Here is a 14,325-nt window from a genome sequence, read left to right on the forward strand (position 1 = left end):
CCCGCCCGGGAACAACAGCGAAGTCCTCACCCTTGCATGAGCGGGACTGATCGATCGGAACGGAGGGGAAACGGCCGTGGCGGGGCTGGAATTGCGTGAGCTGGAGTGCTTCCTGGTGCTGTCCGAGGAGCTGCACTTCGGCCGGACCGGGGAGCGGCTGTACGTCTCGCAGAGCCGGGTGAGCCAGTTGCTGAGCTCGCTGGAGCGCCGGGTGGGCGGCCGTCTGGTGCACCGCACCAGCCGCCGGGTCGCCCTGACGCCGCTCGGCGAGCGGTTCGTGCAGCGGCTGCGTCCGGCTTACGGGGGGCTGCGGGAGGCCGTGGACGACGCGCGGGCCGCCGCGCGGGGTGTCGAGGGCGCCCTGCGGATCGGTTTCCAGGGGACGGCGGACGCCGGGCTGACGGCGGCGGTGCGGGCCTTCAGGTCCGCGCACCCGGAGTGCGTGACGGACGTGGTGGAGATTCCGCTCGCCGATCCCTTCGGCGCCGTGCGCGGGGGCGCGGTGGACGCGGCCGTCGTCCTGCTGCCCGTCGAGGAGCCGGACCTGGTGCTGGGCCCGGTCTTCTCGAAGCGGCCCCAGACGGTCGCGGTCGGCCGGGACCACCCGTTCGCGTCCCTCGCGAAGGTGACCGCGGCTGAGGTCGCGGCGGCCCCGCTGGTCACGGCCGCTCCCCCGGCCCCCGCCTACTGGCGGGCCGCCCACGCCCCGTCCGCCGTGCCCGGACCGGCGGTGACCACCCTCCAGGAGGGCCTGACCCAGGTCGCCGCGGGCCGTGCGGCCATGCTGCTGTGCCGGCCCACGGCCGCGTACCACCGGCGCGAGGACGTGGTGTTCGTACCGGTGGAGGGCGTGCCCGAGTCGGCTCTCGGCCTCGTGTGGCACCGGGACGGGGAGACGGCGGCCGTACGCGAGTTCGCCCGGACCCTCGCCGGGCGAGGGGTATCCCTAGGAGACGCCCCGGTCGTCGCCTGATGCGAAGCTGCCGTGGAAAGATGGCGCAACCCACCCATACCGAGGAGATGACCGCGTGCCTGGCACAAACCTGACCCGCGAGGAGGCGCAGCAGCGGGCGAAGCTGCTCGCCGTTGACTCGTACGAGATCGAACTCGACCTCTCCGGCGCGCAGGAGGGCGGCACCTACCGGTCCGTGACCACGGTGCGCTTCGACGTCACGGAGAACGGGGCGGAGTCGTTCATCGACCTGGTGGCCCCGGCCGTGCACGAGGTGACCCTCAACGGGGACTCCCTCGATCCCGCCGAGGTCTTCGCGGACTCCCGGATCGCCCTGCGCGGCCTGCTGGAGGGCCGCAACATCCTCCGGGTGGTCGCCGACTGCGCGTACACCAACACCGGTGAGGGCCTGCACCGTTTCGTCGACCCGGTCGACGACCAGGCCTACCTCTACACCCAGTTCGAGGTGCCGGACGCCCGCCGGGTGTTCGCCAGCTTCGAGCAGCCGGACCTGAAGGCGACCTTCCAGTTCACCGTGAGGGCGCCGGAGGGCTGGACCGTCATCTCCAACTCGCCCACGCCCGAACCCCAGGACAGCGTCTGGGTGTTCGAGCCGACGCCGCGCATCTCGACGTACATCACGGCGCTCATCGTCGGCCCGTACCACTCGGTGCACAGCGTGTACGAGAAGGACGGCCAGTCCGTCCCGCTCGGCATCTACTGCCGTCCCTCGCTCGCCGAGTACCTCGACTCGGACGCCATCTTCGAGGTGACCCGGCAGGGCTTCGAGTGGTTCCAGGAGAAGTTCGACTACGCGTACCCGTTCAAGAAGTACGACCAGCTGTTCGTGCCGGAGTTCAACGCTGGCGCGATGGAGAACGCGGGCGCGGTCACCATCCGCGACCAGTACGTGTTCCGGTCGAAGGTGACGGACGCGGCGTACGAGGTGCGCGCGGAGACCATCCTGCACGAGCTGGCCCACATGTGGTTCGGCGACCTCGTGACCATGGAGTGGTGGAACGACCTGTGGCTGAACGAGTCGTTCGCCACGTACACCTCCATCGCCTGCCAGGCCGCCGCGCCCGAGTCGCGCTGGCCGCACTCGTGGACGACGTTCGCGAACTCGATGAAGACCTGGGCGTACCGGCAGGACCAGCTGCCCTCCACGCACCCGATCATGGCGGACATCCGCGACCTGGACGACGTACTCGTCAACTTCGACGGCATCACGTACGCCAAGGGCGCCTCCGTGCTGAAGCAGCTCGTCGCCTACGTGGGCGAGGACGAGTTCTTCCGGGGCGTGCAGGCCTACTTCAAGGCCCACGCCTACGGCAACACGCGCCTGTCCGACCTGCTGGGCGCGTTGGAGGAGACCTCCGGCCGCGACCTGAAGACCTGGTCCAAGCAGTGGCTGGAGACGGCGGGCATCAACGTGCTGCGCCCGGAGATCGAGACGGACGCGAACGGTGTCGTCACCTCCTTCGCCATCCGCCAGGAGGCCCCGGCCCTGCCCGCCGGCGCGAAGGGCGAGCCGACGCTGCGCCCGCACCGGATCGCCGTCGGCCTGTACGAACTGGACGACGACAGCGGGAAGCTGGTCCGGGACGAGCGGATCGAGCTGGACGTGGACGGCGAGCTGACCGCCGTACCGCAGCTGGTCGGCAAGCGCCGCCCGGCCGTGGTCCTGCTCAACGACGACGACCTGTCCTACGCGAAGGTCCGCCTGGACGAGCGGTCCCTGGCCTTCGTGACGGAACACCTCGGCGACTTCGAGTCCTCCCTGCCGCGCGCCCTGTGCTGGGCGTCGGCCTGGGACATGACCCGCGACGCCGAGCTGGCGGCCCGCGACTACCTCTCGCTGGTGCTGTCCGGCATCGGCAAGGAGTCCGACATCGGCGTCGTGCAGTCGCTGCACCGCCAGGTGAAGCTGGCGGTCGACCTGTACGCCGACCCGGCCGCCCGCGAGGCGCTGCTGGCCCGCTGGACCGACGCGACGCTGGCCCACCTGCGGGCGGCGGCGCCGGGCAGCGACCACCAGCTGGCGTGGGCGCGCGCGTTCGCCGCGACGGCCCGCACGCCCGAGCAGCTGGACCTGCTGGACGCGCTGCTGGAGGGCTCGCAGACGATCGAGGGCCTGGTCGTCGACACGGAGCTGCGCTGGTCGTTCGTGCAGCGGCTCGCGGCGGTCGGCCGGTTCGACGAGACGGAGATCGCGGGCGAGTACGACCGCGACCGTACGGCCGCCGGTGAGCGCCACGCCGCCACGGCCCGGGCGGCCCGTCCGACCCCGGAGGCCAAGGCGGAGGCGTGGGCGTCGGTCGTCGACTCCGACAAGCTGCCGAACGCCGTGCAGGAGGCGGTCATCGCCGGCTTCGTCCAGACCGACCAGCGCGAGCTGCTCGCCCCGTACACGGACCGCTACTTCGAGGTGGTCAAGGACATCTGGGAGTCCCGCTCCCACGAGATGGCCCAGCAGATCGCCGTCGGCCTCTACCCGACGATCCAGGTCTCCCAGGAGACCCTGGACAAGACGGACGCCTGGCTGGCCTCCGCCGAGCCGAACGCGGCGCTGCGGCGGCTGGTCTCGGAGTCCCGGGCGGGCGTGGAGCGCGCGCTGCGGGCCCAGCGGGCGGACGCGGCGGCGGAGTAGCCGCTCCCGTCGTTACGGCTGTGGGGGCGCCCGGCACTGTGCCGGGCGCCCCCGTTCGTGAGGGCAGCGGGCGGGGCCTTCGACGTCAGAGGCTGATGAAGGGAGAGTGCTCGATGAGCAGGAGCGCGCGCAGGTAGGAGCGGATGCGCGCCAGGCCGCGGAGTCGTGTCGGTACGGGTGCGGGCATGGTTCCCCCAGGAGTAAGGTACGTCTCGTGGCGTACCTCAGGGAAGGTACGCCACGAGACGTACCTTGTCGAGAGGTGAAGTGATGGCGTCGAGCGAACTGCCACACCCGCGTGCCGAGGAGCTGCAAGTGGGACCCATCCTTCTGGCGCTCGCGGACGAGAACCGGCGCCGGGTCGTGGCCGAACTCGCCGCACGGCCGGACGAGGAGCGGCTGTGCGCGTCCTTCGAGCTGCCGGTCGGCAAGTCCAGCCGCACCCATCACTGGCGAGTACTGCGCGAAGCGGGTCTGGTGTACCAGCGCGACGCCGGCAACAGGCTGTACATGCGCCTCCGCAAGGAGGATCTGGACCGCAGGTTCCCCGGCCTGATCCAGGCCGTCATCGCCGCGGACCGGAACCCGCGCTGACGTACGCCTCGGGCCTGCCGCCGCGCCCGGAGGAGGAAGGCCGCACCGCCCCCTCAGGAGCGAGGGGGCGCGGGGCCGCCGCCTTCCGCCGCGGCCCGATCTGCCCCGCCATCGTCGCCCCGAACGCCAGCGCCATGCCCGTCAGTTGCACCGGCGTCAGCGCCTGGCCGAGCGCCGCCCAGCCGACGACGGCCGCGGTCAGCGGGGAGAGCGGGCCGAGGAAGGTCACCTGGGTGGCGGTGAGACGGCCGATGCCGCGGAACCACAGCCAGTACGCGATCGCCGTGTTCGCGACGGCGAGGTAGAGGTAGCCGCCGACCGCCCGGCCGTCCAGCGCGGGCGGCGCGCCCTCGACGAGGAAGGCCAGGGGCGCGATGAGCAGGCCGCCCGCGGTCAGCTGCCAGCCGGTGAGGGCCAGCGGACCGACCCCCTGAGGCCGGCCCCACCGCTGGGTGAGCACCGTGCCGGCCGACATCGACACGGTGGCGGCGAGGGCCGCCAGCAGGCCGAGCGCGTCCAGCGTCCCGGCCGCCCGCAGGACGACGAGACTGACGCCGAACGCCGCCACGGCCCCGGTCAGCAGCGTGCGCCGGGTCGGCCGCTGCCCGAGCAGCAGCGCCGCGAGACCGGCCACGAACAGCGGCCCGGCCGAGCCGACGACCGCCGCCATGCCGCCGGGCAGCCGGTACGCGGAGAGGAACAGCAGCGGGAAGAAGGCGCCGATGTTCAGCGCGCCCAGCGCGGACGCCTTCCACCACCAGGCACCGCGCGGCAGCACCCGGGCGAGGGCGAGCAGCAGCAGACCGGCCGGCAGCGCGCGCATGAGGCCGGTGAACAGGGGGCGGTCGGCCGGGAGGAACTCGGTGGTGACGGCGTAGGTCGTGCCCCAGGAGACGGGGGCGAGCGCGGTGACGGTGATGACAGCCGGGCGGTAGGAGGCCATGGGAGGCACCCTTCGAAGTAGGTCGGTAGAAAGTAGCTTATCTCTAAGCAACTTTCCGTCAAGCTACTTTCTTGCGGGTGACCGAGTGGCGGCGGATACTCCTGCCATGAACGCACAACCCGAGCAGCGCACGGACCCCGTCGACGCGATCATCGGCCAGTGGGCGGCGGTCCGGCCCGATCTCGACACCCGGGCCATGGAGGTCTTCGGCCGGATCCACCGGCTCTCGCGCGCGATGAGCGACCGGGCGGAGAAGGCGTACGCCAGGTTCGGGATCTCGCGCGGGGAGTTCGACGTCCTGGCGACCCTGCGCCGCTCCGGGGAGCCCTACACGCTCTCGCCCCGCCAGCTCTCCGCGACACTGATGCTCACGACCGGAGGCATGACGGGGCGCCTGGACAAGCTGGAGCGCGCGGGCCTGCTGCGCCGCTCCCCCGATCCGCACGACCGGCGCGGCCTGCACGTCACGCTCACCGACAAGGGCCTGGAACTGATCGACGAGGCGGTCGGCGCCGGACTCGCCGTCCAGACGGAGGCGCTGTCCGGCCTCGACGCCGAGCAGGCCGGGCAGCTCTCGGGGCTGCTCAGGGAGCTGCTCCGGACGACGGAGGGCCGGCAGGACTGAGCCCGTGACGCGGCAGGCCGGCGCGGACGCCGGTTCCGGTTTCGGTGCCGGTGACGGTGCCGGTTTCGGTTTCGGTGCCGGCCCGCCGAAGCGCTACCCCACGTGGGCGGCGACGGCCGTCTCGATCGCCCCGGCGTCCGCCGCGTCGGCCGCCCACGCCGCGTACCCGTCGGGCCGCACCAGCACGGTCGTCCGGCGGTCGCTCGCCCAGCGCTCCACGGCCAGCCGGTCCTCACGGCCGGCCCCGGCCTTGTACGGCTCCGGGGTGATCAGCACGAACCGGCCGCCCCGCATCGCCTCGTGGAGGCGACCGCCTCCGGCCAGGGCGACGTCGGGGACGCGGTGGCCGGTGAAGCGGTGGGAGCCGCGGGGAGCGGGGTAGCGGTAACCGATGCCGGTGACCTGGCCGAGCGCCTTGCGGCGGGCCGGGCCGACGGTGTCGAGGAAGGCGGCGAAGGCGGTGCGCAGGGCGATCGTCCAGGGCCGCCCGGCCATGGCGGCGCGCACGATACCGCCGCTGCTGCGCAGCACCGACCTGCCGATGGGGTGGCGTTCGGCCTGGTAGGTGTCGAGGAGCGGGTCGGCCGCGTACCCCTTGACGACGGCAGCCAGCTTCCAGCCCAGGTTCGCCGCGTCCTGGAGGCCGGTGTTCATCCCCTGGGCACCGGCCGGGGTGTGGACGTGCGCGGCGTCCCCGGCGAGGAAGACACGGCCGACCCGGTACGCGGGCGCCTGCCGCTCGTCACTGTGGAAGCGGGACATCCAGCGCGGGTCGTGCATGCCGAAGTCACGGCCGAGCGCGCGCCGGGTGGTCTCCCGGATCTCGTCGAGTCCGACCGGCGCGTCGTCCGGGAGCTCGCGGCCACGGTCCCAGCAGACGACGCGGTGGTAGCCGTCGCCGAACGGGACGAGGAAGGCGAAGGCGTCGCCGACGGCGTCGAAGGTCAGCAATTCCCCGGGCTCCTCGGTCACCCGTACGTCCGCGAGCATGACGGAGCGGATCACCGAACGGCCGGGGAACGGCAGCCCGATCGCGTTCCGCACCGTGCTGCGCATCCCGTCGGCGCCGACGACGTACGCCGCGCGCAGTGCCTTTGAACCGCCGCCGGGCCCGCGGACCGCGACCGTCACGCCCTGTGCGTCCTGCGTCAGCCCGGTCACCTCGGTCTCGTACCGGAACGTGGCCCCGGCTTGAAGCGCCCGCCGTTCCAGGGCCTTCTCCACCTCGTACTGCGGCAGGACGAGGAGGTGGTTGAAGCGGGAGGGAAGCGTGGAGAGGTCGAGGCTGAGGCGGCCGTAGAGGCGGAACCGGCCGAGCCGCCGGCCCACCGCCTCCAGTTCCTCGGCCAGCCCTCGGGCGTCGAGCTGCTCCAGCGTGCGGGCGTGCAGGACGAACGCGCGGGAGAGGTTGCTGATCTTGTGCGGGCGCTTCTCGACGACGGTGACGGGGACGCCGGCGGTGGCCAGGTCACCGGCCAGCAGCAGACCGGTGGGGCCGGAACCGACCACGACCACGGTGCGGGTGATGTCGCTCATGTCGCTCATGTCGCTCATCAGAGCCTCCCTGTAGGCCAACACGTGTTGGTCAACGACCGTTGGTCAACGTGCGTTCGCCAACGCTTGTTCGCCAACGGTCGTTGACCAACGTAGAACCGCACTACGATCCCGTCAACACTTGTTGGCCTACGAGCGTTGACCTACGCTTGTTGGCATGCCTGACAGCAAGCCCACCGTCCCCTCCCGACGCTCCGACGCCACCCGCGCCGCGATCCTCGACGCCGCCCGCGAGCGTTTCGCCGCCGACGGCTACGAGCGCGCCACCATCCGCACCATCGCGCGGGACGCGGGCATCGACCCGTCCATGGTGATGCGGTACTACGGCAGCAAGGAGGGCCTGTTCGCGGCCGCCGTCGCCGTCGATCTGAAGCTGCCCGACCTGGGCCCGCTGCCCCGGGAGGAGGTCGGATCCGCCCTCGTGGCCCACTTCCTCGCCATGTGGGAGGAGAACGAGGTGCTCACGGCCCTGCTCCGGGTCGGCGCCACCAACCAGGCCGGGGCCGAGCGCATGCAGGGCATCTTCCAGGACCAGTTGCTCCCGGTCGCCCAGCAGGTGTGCCCCGACCCCGAGCAGGTCCCGGCGCGGGCCGCGCTCACCTCCACACAGCTGCTCGGGATGGCACTCGCCCGGTACGTCCTGCGCCTCCCGCCGGCCGTGGCGCTCAGCCGCCAGGAGATCGTGGCGTGGCTGGCGCCGACGGTGCAGCGCTATCTGACGGCACCGAATCCCTGACCCCGGCCCCGGCCCCGGCTCCGGCCCTGAGCACGTCCATGGCCCCGGCCCGCCGGAAAAGCCGAGGGCACCGCCCCGGTCGCCGTACGGCGGCGTGCGCGTACGTACGGCGGGGACGGCGCCCTCGGCAACAGGTGCGCGGCGGACTCGAAGCGAGCCCTGGTCAGGCCTTCGCGTCGGCCTTGGTGTCGGCCTCGCTGTCAGCCTTGGTCGCGATGTTGGAGCTGGTCGCGTCCTTCCGCTTGTGCGACTTGTCCCCGACCATCACCAGACCGGCGATGACCAGGTACAGCACGATCGGGGCCACGACGAAGAGGCCCAGCGTCTCGATGACGCTCAGGCCCGGGCCGGGGTCGTCACCGTCGTCGCGGGTGAGCGCGGAGGCGGGCGACGACATGAGCAGCATCATCAGCGTCGTACCGGCTGCCAGGGCGCCGGCTCGCAGGGCGTTCTTCTTGTCCACGGTGCCAAAAGTATCCAACGCCGGTTGGGGACGCGCGCCCGGGGTGCCGTAAGAGTCGTCTTCAAGGGCCGGACGGGTCGGGCGGTTGTCGCAGAACCTCGATGAGGGCGTGCAGCCGGGGTGACGCCGCCAGTTGCTCCAGCGTGACAGGACGCCCCTCCGCGTCGGCGATCGGCAGGCGCCAGTTCGGGTACTGGTCCCACGTTCCGGGGAGGTTCTGCGGGCGGCGGTCGCCCACCCCGTCCGGGAGCCAGACGCCGACCATGCGGGCCGGGGTGCGCAGCAGGAAGCGGTGGACGGCCTGGATCTCGGCCTCCTCGGAGGAGGTGTCGGTGCCGCCGGTGCCGTGCAGCAGGCCGAGGTGGGTGAGCAGGGCCAGCCACTCGCCGGTGTCGGCGGCGGCCTCGGCGCGCTCCTCCTCCAGCGGGCGGGTCAGCAGGCCCAGGCTGTCGCGGAGTTCGACGTGCTCGCCGGTGAGGCGGGCGGCCGTGGAGGGCAGGTCGTGGGTGGTGGCGGTGGCCAGGCAGTCGGCGCGCCAGCGGTCGGGGGGCAGCGGGCGGCCGTCGCCCTCCCAGTCGCGTTCGAACCACAGCACGGACGTGCCGAGCACCCCGCGCTCGCGCAGCGCCTCGCGCACGCCCGGTTCGACGGTGCCCAGGTCCTCGCCGATCACCAGCGCCCCGGCCCGGGAGGCCTCCAGGACGAGGACGGCGAGCATGGCCTCGGCGTCGTAGCGGACGTAGGTGCCCTCGGTCGGTGGCCGGCCCTGCGGCACCCACCACAGGCGGAACAGGCCCATGACGTGGTCGATGCGCAGGGCTCCGGCGTAGCGGAACAGGGCGCGCAGCAGCTCGCGGAAGGGGGCGTAGCCCGACTCGGCCAGACGGTCGGGACGCCAGGGCGGCAGGCCCCAGTCCTGGCCGCGGGCGTTGAAGGCGTCCGGTGGGGCGCCCACCGACATGCCGGCGGCGAAGTACTCCTGCTGGGCCCAGGCGTCGGCGCCGCCGGGGTGGACGCCGACCGCGAGGTCGTGCACGATCCCGACCGGCATCCCGGCCTCGCGCCCGGCGCGCTGCGCGGCGGTCAGCTGGGTGTCGGTGAGCCAGGCGAGCCGGGACCAGAAGTCCACCCGGTCCAGCAGCCCGTTGCGGGCCCGGACGGTCTCGGCCGAGCGCGGGTCGCGCAGGCCGGTCGGCCAGCGGTGCCAGTCCGAGCCGTGCACCTCGGCGAGCGCGCACCAGGTGGCGTGGTCCTCCAGGGCCTGGCCCTGTTCGGCGAGGAAGTCGCAGTAGGCGGCGCGTCTGCCGGGACCGAGCGGCACCTCGCACAGCAGCTCCAGCGCCTCCCGCTTGAGCTCCCAGACGGCGTCCCGGTCGATCAGCGCGCCCTTCTCCAGCACCGCTTCGCGCAGCCGGCCGGATCTCTCCAGCAGCGCGCGCAGCCGCTCGCGGTCCTCGACGTACGCGCATTCGGGGACGTCCTCGATCCGCAGGTGCACCGGGTCGGGGAAGCGGCGTGAGGAGGGGCGGTACGGGGAGGGGTCGGTGGGGGCACCGGGCACGGCCGCGTGCAGCGGGTTGACCTGGACGAAACCGGCGCCGAGCGACCGCCCGGCCCAGCCGGCCAGCTCGGCGAGGTCGCCCAGGTCTCCCATGCCCCAGGAACGGCGGGACAGCAGGGAGTAGAGCTGGACGAGGAGTCCGTAGGAGCGCCCGGTCGGGGTGGGCAGGCGGGCCGGGGCGACGACCAGGTGGGCGGTGGCGGTGCGGCCGTCGGGGACGGTGGCGGTCAGCCGGTGGACTCCGGGTGGGAGCTGCTCGGCCGAGGCGCGTGTCCCGCCCTGCTCGGTCTCGATGTGCAGCCGGCTCCCCTCGGGGAGCGCGGCCAGGGCGGCCGGGGGGCCGGAGCCCCAGCCGACCACCGTGGGCGGCAGCAGTCTGCCGCCCCGTTCCCGCTCCCGGGCGGCGAGCGCGGCGCGGACTGCGCCGGGCGTGCTCGCGTCCACGCCGAGAGCGGCCAGGGTGAGGGTGACCGCGGCGGCCGAGGCCGCGACCGTGCGGTCCGGGGACGGGCTGTACGAGGTGGCGACGCCGTGCAGTTCGGCGAGGCGGGACAGGTCCTCGGAAGGCGGTTCGGCCGGCCGGGGTGCGGTCATCTAGGACCTCGTGAAGTCCGGGACGAAGGCGGAGGGTTCGCTGGTCAGGGGGGCGGATTCGGCGAGCGGCGGCTCGCTGGTGAGGGGCTCGGCGTCGGGCAGCGGAGTCTCGCTGGTCAGCGGGGGCTCGGCGCAGGTGCTCTCGGAGCTGAAGACGCAGTAGTGGGGGTCTTCGTAGCGGGGATCGTCATAGTGGGGGTCGAGGTCGGCGGACGTGTCCGCCACGGGTTTGGACGGGGCCGGGAGCGGGAGGAAAGTCATCGCAGCCACGGGGGCCTCCTTGTCGGGTACGGCTTCAGCGGTTATCGCAGCCCTACCCAGTCGACGCGAAGGCAGACACCCCAGGCCGGACATCGTGCTCCTGCTCACATTCCGCTCGCCTCCACTCCTTCCAGATTCCGGCAAACAGGGCACAATGGCCACTCTCGTTGACACCTTCACCGGGCGGGTGGTGGGCTCGTTCTCCCGGTCGAACACACTCGGTCGAACACACCTGGAGGGGTGCCTGTGGGACTGCGGCGTGGGAAGCGGGCAGCGGCTCTCGCCGTCGCCGTCGTCGCCGGAACCCTCGGTGCCCCGCCCGCCGCGGTGGCGGCCCCGCCCGTCCCGGGCACGACCGCGACCCGCGCGCCCGACACCGCCGGACCCGACCTCTCCGTCTGGCCGCGCCCCCAGTCCCTGCGCGCGAACGGCGCACCGGTCGCGGTCACCGACGAGGTCGCGCTGATCACTGACCCGCCGGCCGACAAGTACGCCGTGGACGCCCTGCGCGAGCTGCTGCGGCAGGCCGGGGCCCGTCACCTCACGGACTCGGCCGGGCCCGGCGCGCTGGTCGTCCGGGCACGGACGGAGCCCGTCCGCCGGGACGACCGCCACGCCCTCCCCGCCGGGGGATACGAGCTGTCCGTGGGCGAAGGCGGCGTCTCCCTCACCGGCACCGGCGAGGACGGCCTGTTCCACGCGGTCCAGACACTGCGGCAGCTCCTGCGCCCCGACGGCACGATCACCGCCGCCGTCGTCCGCGACTGGCCCGGCACCGCCGTGCGCGGCGTCACCGAGGGCTTCTACGGCACCCCGTGGACGCACCGGCAGCGGCTGGGGCAGCTCGACTTCATGGGGCGCACCAAGCAGAACCGGTACCTCTACGCCCCCGGGGACGACCTGTACCGGCAGGCGCGCTGGCGTGAGCCGTATCCGGCGGCGCAGCGCACCGAGTTCCGGGAGCTGGCCGAGCGGGCGCGCCGCAACCACGTCACGCTCGGCTGGGCGGTGGCCCCGGGCCAGGCGATGTGTTTCGCGTCGGACGCCGACGTACGCGCGCTGACGCGCAAGCTCGATGCGATGTGGGCGCTGGGCTTCCGGGCCTTCCAGCTCCAGTTCCAGGACGTCAGCTACAGCGAGTGGCACTGTGACGCGGACGCCGACCGGTTCGGCTCCGGCCCCAGGGCGGCCGCGCGGGCGCAGGCCCGGGTGGCGAACGCGGTGGCCCGGCACCTGGCGGAACGGCACCCCGGCGCCCCCGCTCTGTCGCTGATGCCGACCGAGTACTACGAGGACGGCACGACCGACTACCGGCGGGCCCTGGCGAGCACGCTGGAGCCGGATGTCGAGGTGGCGTGGACGGGCGTCGGGGTGGTGCCCCGCACCATCACGGGCGGTGAACTGGCCGACGCCCGGGAGGCGTTCCGGCATCCGCTGGTCACGATGGACAACTACCCGGTCAACGACTACGAGCCCGGCCGCCTCTTCCTCGGCCCCTACCGGGGGCGTGAGCCGGCCGTCGCCACCGGCTCGGCCGCCCTGCTCGCCAACGCGATGCAGCAGCCCGAGGCGTCCCGCATCCCCCTGTTCACCGCCGCCGACTACGCCTGGAACCCGCGCTCGTACCGCCCCGGGGAGTCCTGGCGCGCCGCGATCGCCGACCTGGCGGGCGGGGACCGCCGCCGCGAGGAGGCCCTGGCCGCGCTCGCCGGGAACGACGCGTCGTCGGTCCTCGGCGGGGAGGAGTCGGCGTACCTGCGCCCGCTGACCGAGGCGTACTGGCGGGCGCGTACGGCGGGTGACGCCGAGGCGGGCGGTCCCGCGGACCGCACCGGGGCGGGCAGGGCCGGAACGAGTGCCCCCGGGGCGGGCGGTGACGCGGCGCGGCGCCTGCGCGAGGCGTTCACGGTGCTGCGCGAGCTGCCCCGGCGGCTGACGGGCACCGCCCTCGCCCCGGAGGTCGCCCCCTGGTCGCGGCAACTGGCGCGCTACGGCGAGGCGGGCACGGCCGCGCTCGACATGCTCGACGCGCAGCGCGCCGGGGACGCGGCGGCGGCCTGGACGGCGTACCGCCGGCTCGGCGCGCTGCGGGCCCGGCTGGAACCGGCACCGGTCAAGGTCGGCACGGACGTCCTGGATCCCTTCCTGCGGCGGGCCCAGAAGGCGTACGAGGCCTGGTCGGGCATCGACCACGAGCCGCCCCCCAACCCCGGCGACCCGGGCGACGGCCGCACCCTGCGCTTCCCGCGCCCCCGGTCCCTGGCGGCCGTGACGGCCCTCACCGACCCCGGTGCCGAGGGCGACGTCGAGGTCCACGTACCGGGCCGCGGCTGGCGGCGGGCCGGCCGGCTGGCCGCTTCGGGCGCGACCGAGGTGCGGGCCGGGCAGCGGGTGGACGCCGTACGGGTCACCGGTCCCGCGTCGTCGCGCGTGCGTCACCTGGTCCCGTGGTTCGCGGACTCCCCCGCCACCTTCCTGGAGCTGACGCGCGACCGGGTGGACACCGAGACCGGCAGGACGCGGCGGCTGACGGCCGGGCTGGGCTCGCTGCGTCCCGCCGACGCCCGCGGCAGGCTCACCGTCGAGGCACCCGAGGGCGTGCGGGTGAAGGTGCCCAGGACCGAACTCGCCGTGCCGCGCGGCACGAAGGTGGAGGTCCCCGTCGAGGTGACGGTGGAGCGCGGTGCGCCGCAGCGGTCCTACGACATCCGGCTGGGGTTCGCGGGAGCGGCCCGCACGCTCACCGTCCGGGCCTTCCCGCCCACCGGCGGACCCGACCTGGCCCGCACCGGAACGGCGCGCTCCTCGGGCGACGAGACGCCGGACTTCCCCGCGTCGGCGGCGAACGACGGCGACCCGGAGACCCGCTGGTCGTCCCCGGTCGACGACGGTGCCTGGTGGCAGGTCGAGCTGCCACGCCCGGCACGGCTGGGGCGGGTCGTGCTGCGCTGGCAGGACGCCCATGCCTCGGCGTACCGCGTCCAGGTCTCGCCGGACGGCCGCCGCTGGCGCACGGCGGCGGCGGTACGGGACGGCCGGGGCGGCCGGGAGAGCGTCCGCATGGACGAGCGCGACGTGCGCTTCGTACGGGTGCAGGGCGACGAGCGGGCCACGCCGTACGGGTACTCGCTGTGGTCGGTGGAGGCGTACGCCGTCACGGACTGAACCCACCTCCTCGGGCCGGGGTCCCAAAATCGATCGGCGTGGCTATTCACTCAGTACATATACTGAGTACATAATGATCGGCATGAGCACCCGCCACATCCTGCTGGGCCTGCTCGCCACGGGTCCCAGCCACGGCTACGACCTCAAGCGACGCCACGACGAACGTTTCCCGCAGGCCCGCCCGCTGGCCTACGGGCAGGTCTACACGACCCTCCAGCGCCTCGTCC

General features: G+C 73.5%; 12 protein-coding genes. 7 read left to right on the forward strand and 5 right to left on the reverse strand.

The window, feature by feature from the left end; translation table 11 throughout:
• Positions 1-76 precede the first annotated feature (76 nt).
• From GTY47_RS23320 to GTY47_RS23330, 3 genes are all read left to right on the forward strand, one after another.
• On the forward strand, positions 77-973 hold the full coding sequence (locus tag GTY47_RS23320; protein WP_010046692.1) for a LysR family transcriptional regulator: 897 nt from the start codon (positions 77-79) through the stop codon (positions 971-973).
• Between the two features lie 55 nt (positions 974-1,028).
• Positions 1,029-3,602, forward strand: a complete 2,574-nt coding sequence (pepN, locus tag GTY47_RS23325; protein ID WP_010046694.1) for an aminopeptidase N — start codon at positions 1,029-1,031, stop codon at positions 3,600-3,602.
• A 315-nt stretch (positions 3,603-3,917) separates the two neighbouring features.
• Positions 3,918-4,196, forward strand: a complete 279-nt coding sequence (locus GTY47_RS23330; protein WP_324604469.1) for an ArsR family transcriptional regulator — start codon at positions 3,918-3,920, stop codon at positions 4,194-4,196.
• On the opposite strand, the gene GTY47_RS23335 is transcribed toward GTY47_RS23330, so the two are convergent.
• Complete coding sequence (locus GTY47_RS23335) at positions 4,168-5,139, reverse strand: EamA family transporter (RefSeq protein WP_010046699.1); 972 nt, start codon at positions 5,137-5,139, stop codon at positions 4,168-4,170. The two genes, GTY47_RS23330 and GTY47_RS23335, sit on opposite strands and share 29 nt — an antisense overlap.
• A gap of 106 nt (positions 5,140-5,245) precedes the next feature.
• On the opposite strand from GTY47_RS23335, the gene GTY47_RS23340 reads away from it, so the two are divergent.
• A complete protein-coding gene (locus GTY47_RS23340; protein WP_010046702.1) occupies positions 5,246-5,764 on the forward strand; it encodes a MarR family transcriptional regulator in 519 nt (172 codons plus the stop codon).
• A gap of 93 nt (positions 5,765-5,857) precedes the next feature.
• On the opposite strand, the gene GTY47_RS23345 is transcribed toward GTY47_RS23340, so the two are convergent.
• Positions 5,858-7,318, reverse strand: coding sequence for an FAD-dependent monooxygenase (locus tag GTY47_RS23345; RefSeq protein WP_010046704.1), 1,461 nt, complete (start codon positions 7,316-7,318; stop codon positions 5,858-5,860).
• A gap of 157 nt (positions 7,319-7,475) precedes the next feature.
• On the opposite strand from GTY47_RS23345, the gene GTY47_RS23350 reads away from it, so the two are divergent.
• The gene (locus GTY47_RS23350; protein ID WP_010046705.1) at positions 7,476-8,054 is read left to right on the forward strand and encodes a TetR family transcriptional regulator; all 579 of its coding nucleotides are present in this window, start codon (positions 7,476-7,478) and stop codon (positions 8,052-8,054) included.
• 163 nt (positions 8,055-8,217) lie between these two features.
• Here GTY47_RS23350 and GTY47_RS23355 read toward each other — a convergent pair whose 3' ends face one another.
• The 3 genes from GTY47_RS23355 to GTY47_RS23365 all read right to left on the reverse strand — a co-directional run bounded on the left by GTY47_RS23355 (position 8,218) and on the right by GTY47_RS23365 (position 10,942).
• Positions 8,218-8,517, reverse strand: coding sequence for a hypothetical protein (locus tag GTY47_RS23355; RefSeq protein ID WP_010046706.1), 300 nt, complete (start codon positions 8,515-8,517; stop codon positions 8,218-8,220).
• Positions 8,518-8,578: 61 nt separating this feature from the next.
• Positions 8,579-10,672: a 4-alpha-glucanotransferase gene (malQ, locus tag GTY47_RS23360; RefSeq protein WP_010046707.1), complete on the reverse strand. Its 2,094-nt coding sequence runs from the start codon at positions 10,670-10,672 to the stop codon at positions 8,579-8,581.
• Entirely contained in the window at positions 10,673-10,942 is a 270-nt protein-coding gene (locus tag GTY47_RS23365; protein ID WP_029181645.1) for a hypothetical protein, read from the reverse strand.
• A 237-nt stretch (positions 10,943-11,179) separates the two neighbouring features.
• Here GTY47_RS23365 and GTY47_RS23370 point away from each other — a divergent pair, with 237 nt between their 5' ends.
• Positions 11,180-14,098, forward strand: a complete 2,919-nt coding sequence (locus tag GTY47_RS23370) for a beta-N-acetylglucosaminidase domain-containing protein (RefSeq protein WP_010046710.1) — start codon at positions 11,180-11,182, stop codon at positions 14,096-14,098.
• 82 nt (positions 14,099-14,180) lie between these two features.
• On the forward strand, positions 14,181-14,325 hold a 145-nt coding region (locus tag GTY47_RS23375; protein WP_161286411.1), incomplete at its 3' end, for a PadR family transcriptional regulator.

The organism is Streptomyces sp. SID5464 (assembly GCF_009862985.1).
GTDB lineage: Bacteria > Actinomycetota > Actinomycetes > Streptomycetales > Streptomycetaceae > Streptomyces > Streptomyces chartreusis_D.

What these genes read in the sequence shown, in the direction of transcription:
- GTY47_RS23335 (WP_010046699.1), bottom strand. Translation starts at nt 5,139, where the DNA reads ATGGCCTCCTACCGCCCGGCTGTCATCACCGTCACCGCGCTCGCCCCC.
- GTY47_RS23340 (WP_010046702.1), top strand. Translation starts at nt 5,246, where the DNA reads ATGAACGCACAACCCGAGCAGCGCACGGACCCCGTCGACGCGATCATC.
- GTY47_RS23345 (WP_010046704.1), bottom strand. Translation starts at nt 7,318, where the DNA reads ATGAGCGACATGAGCGACATGAGCGACATCACCCGCACCGTGGTCGTG.
- GTY47_RS23350 (WP_010046705.1), top strand. Translation starts at nt 7,476, where the DNA reads ATGCCTGACAGCAAGCCCACCGTCCCCTCCCGACGCTCCGACGCCACC.
- malQ (WP_010046707.1), bottom strand. Translation starts at nt 10,672, where the DNA reads ATGACCGCACCCCGGCCGGCCGAACCGCCTTCCGAGGACCTGTCCCGC.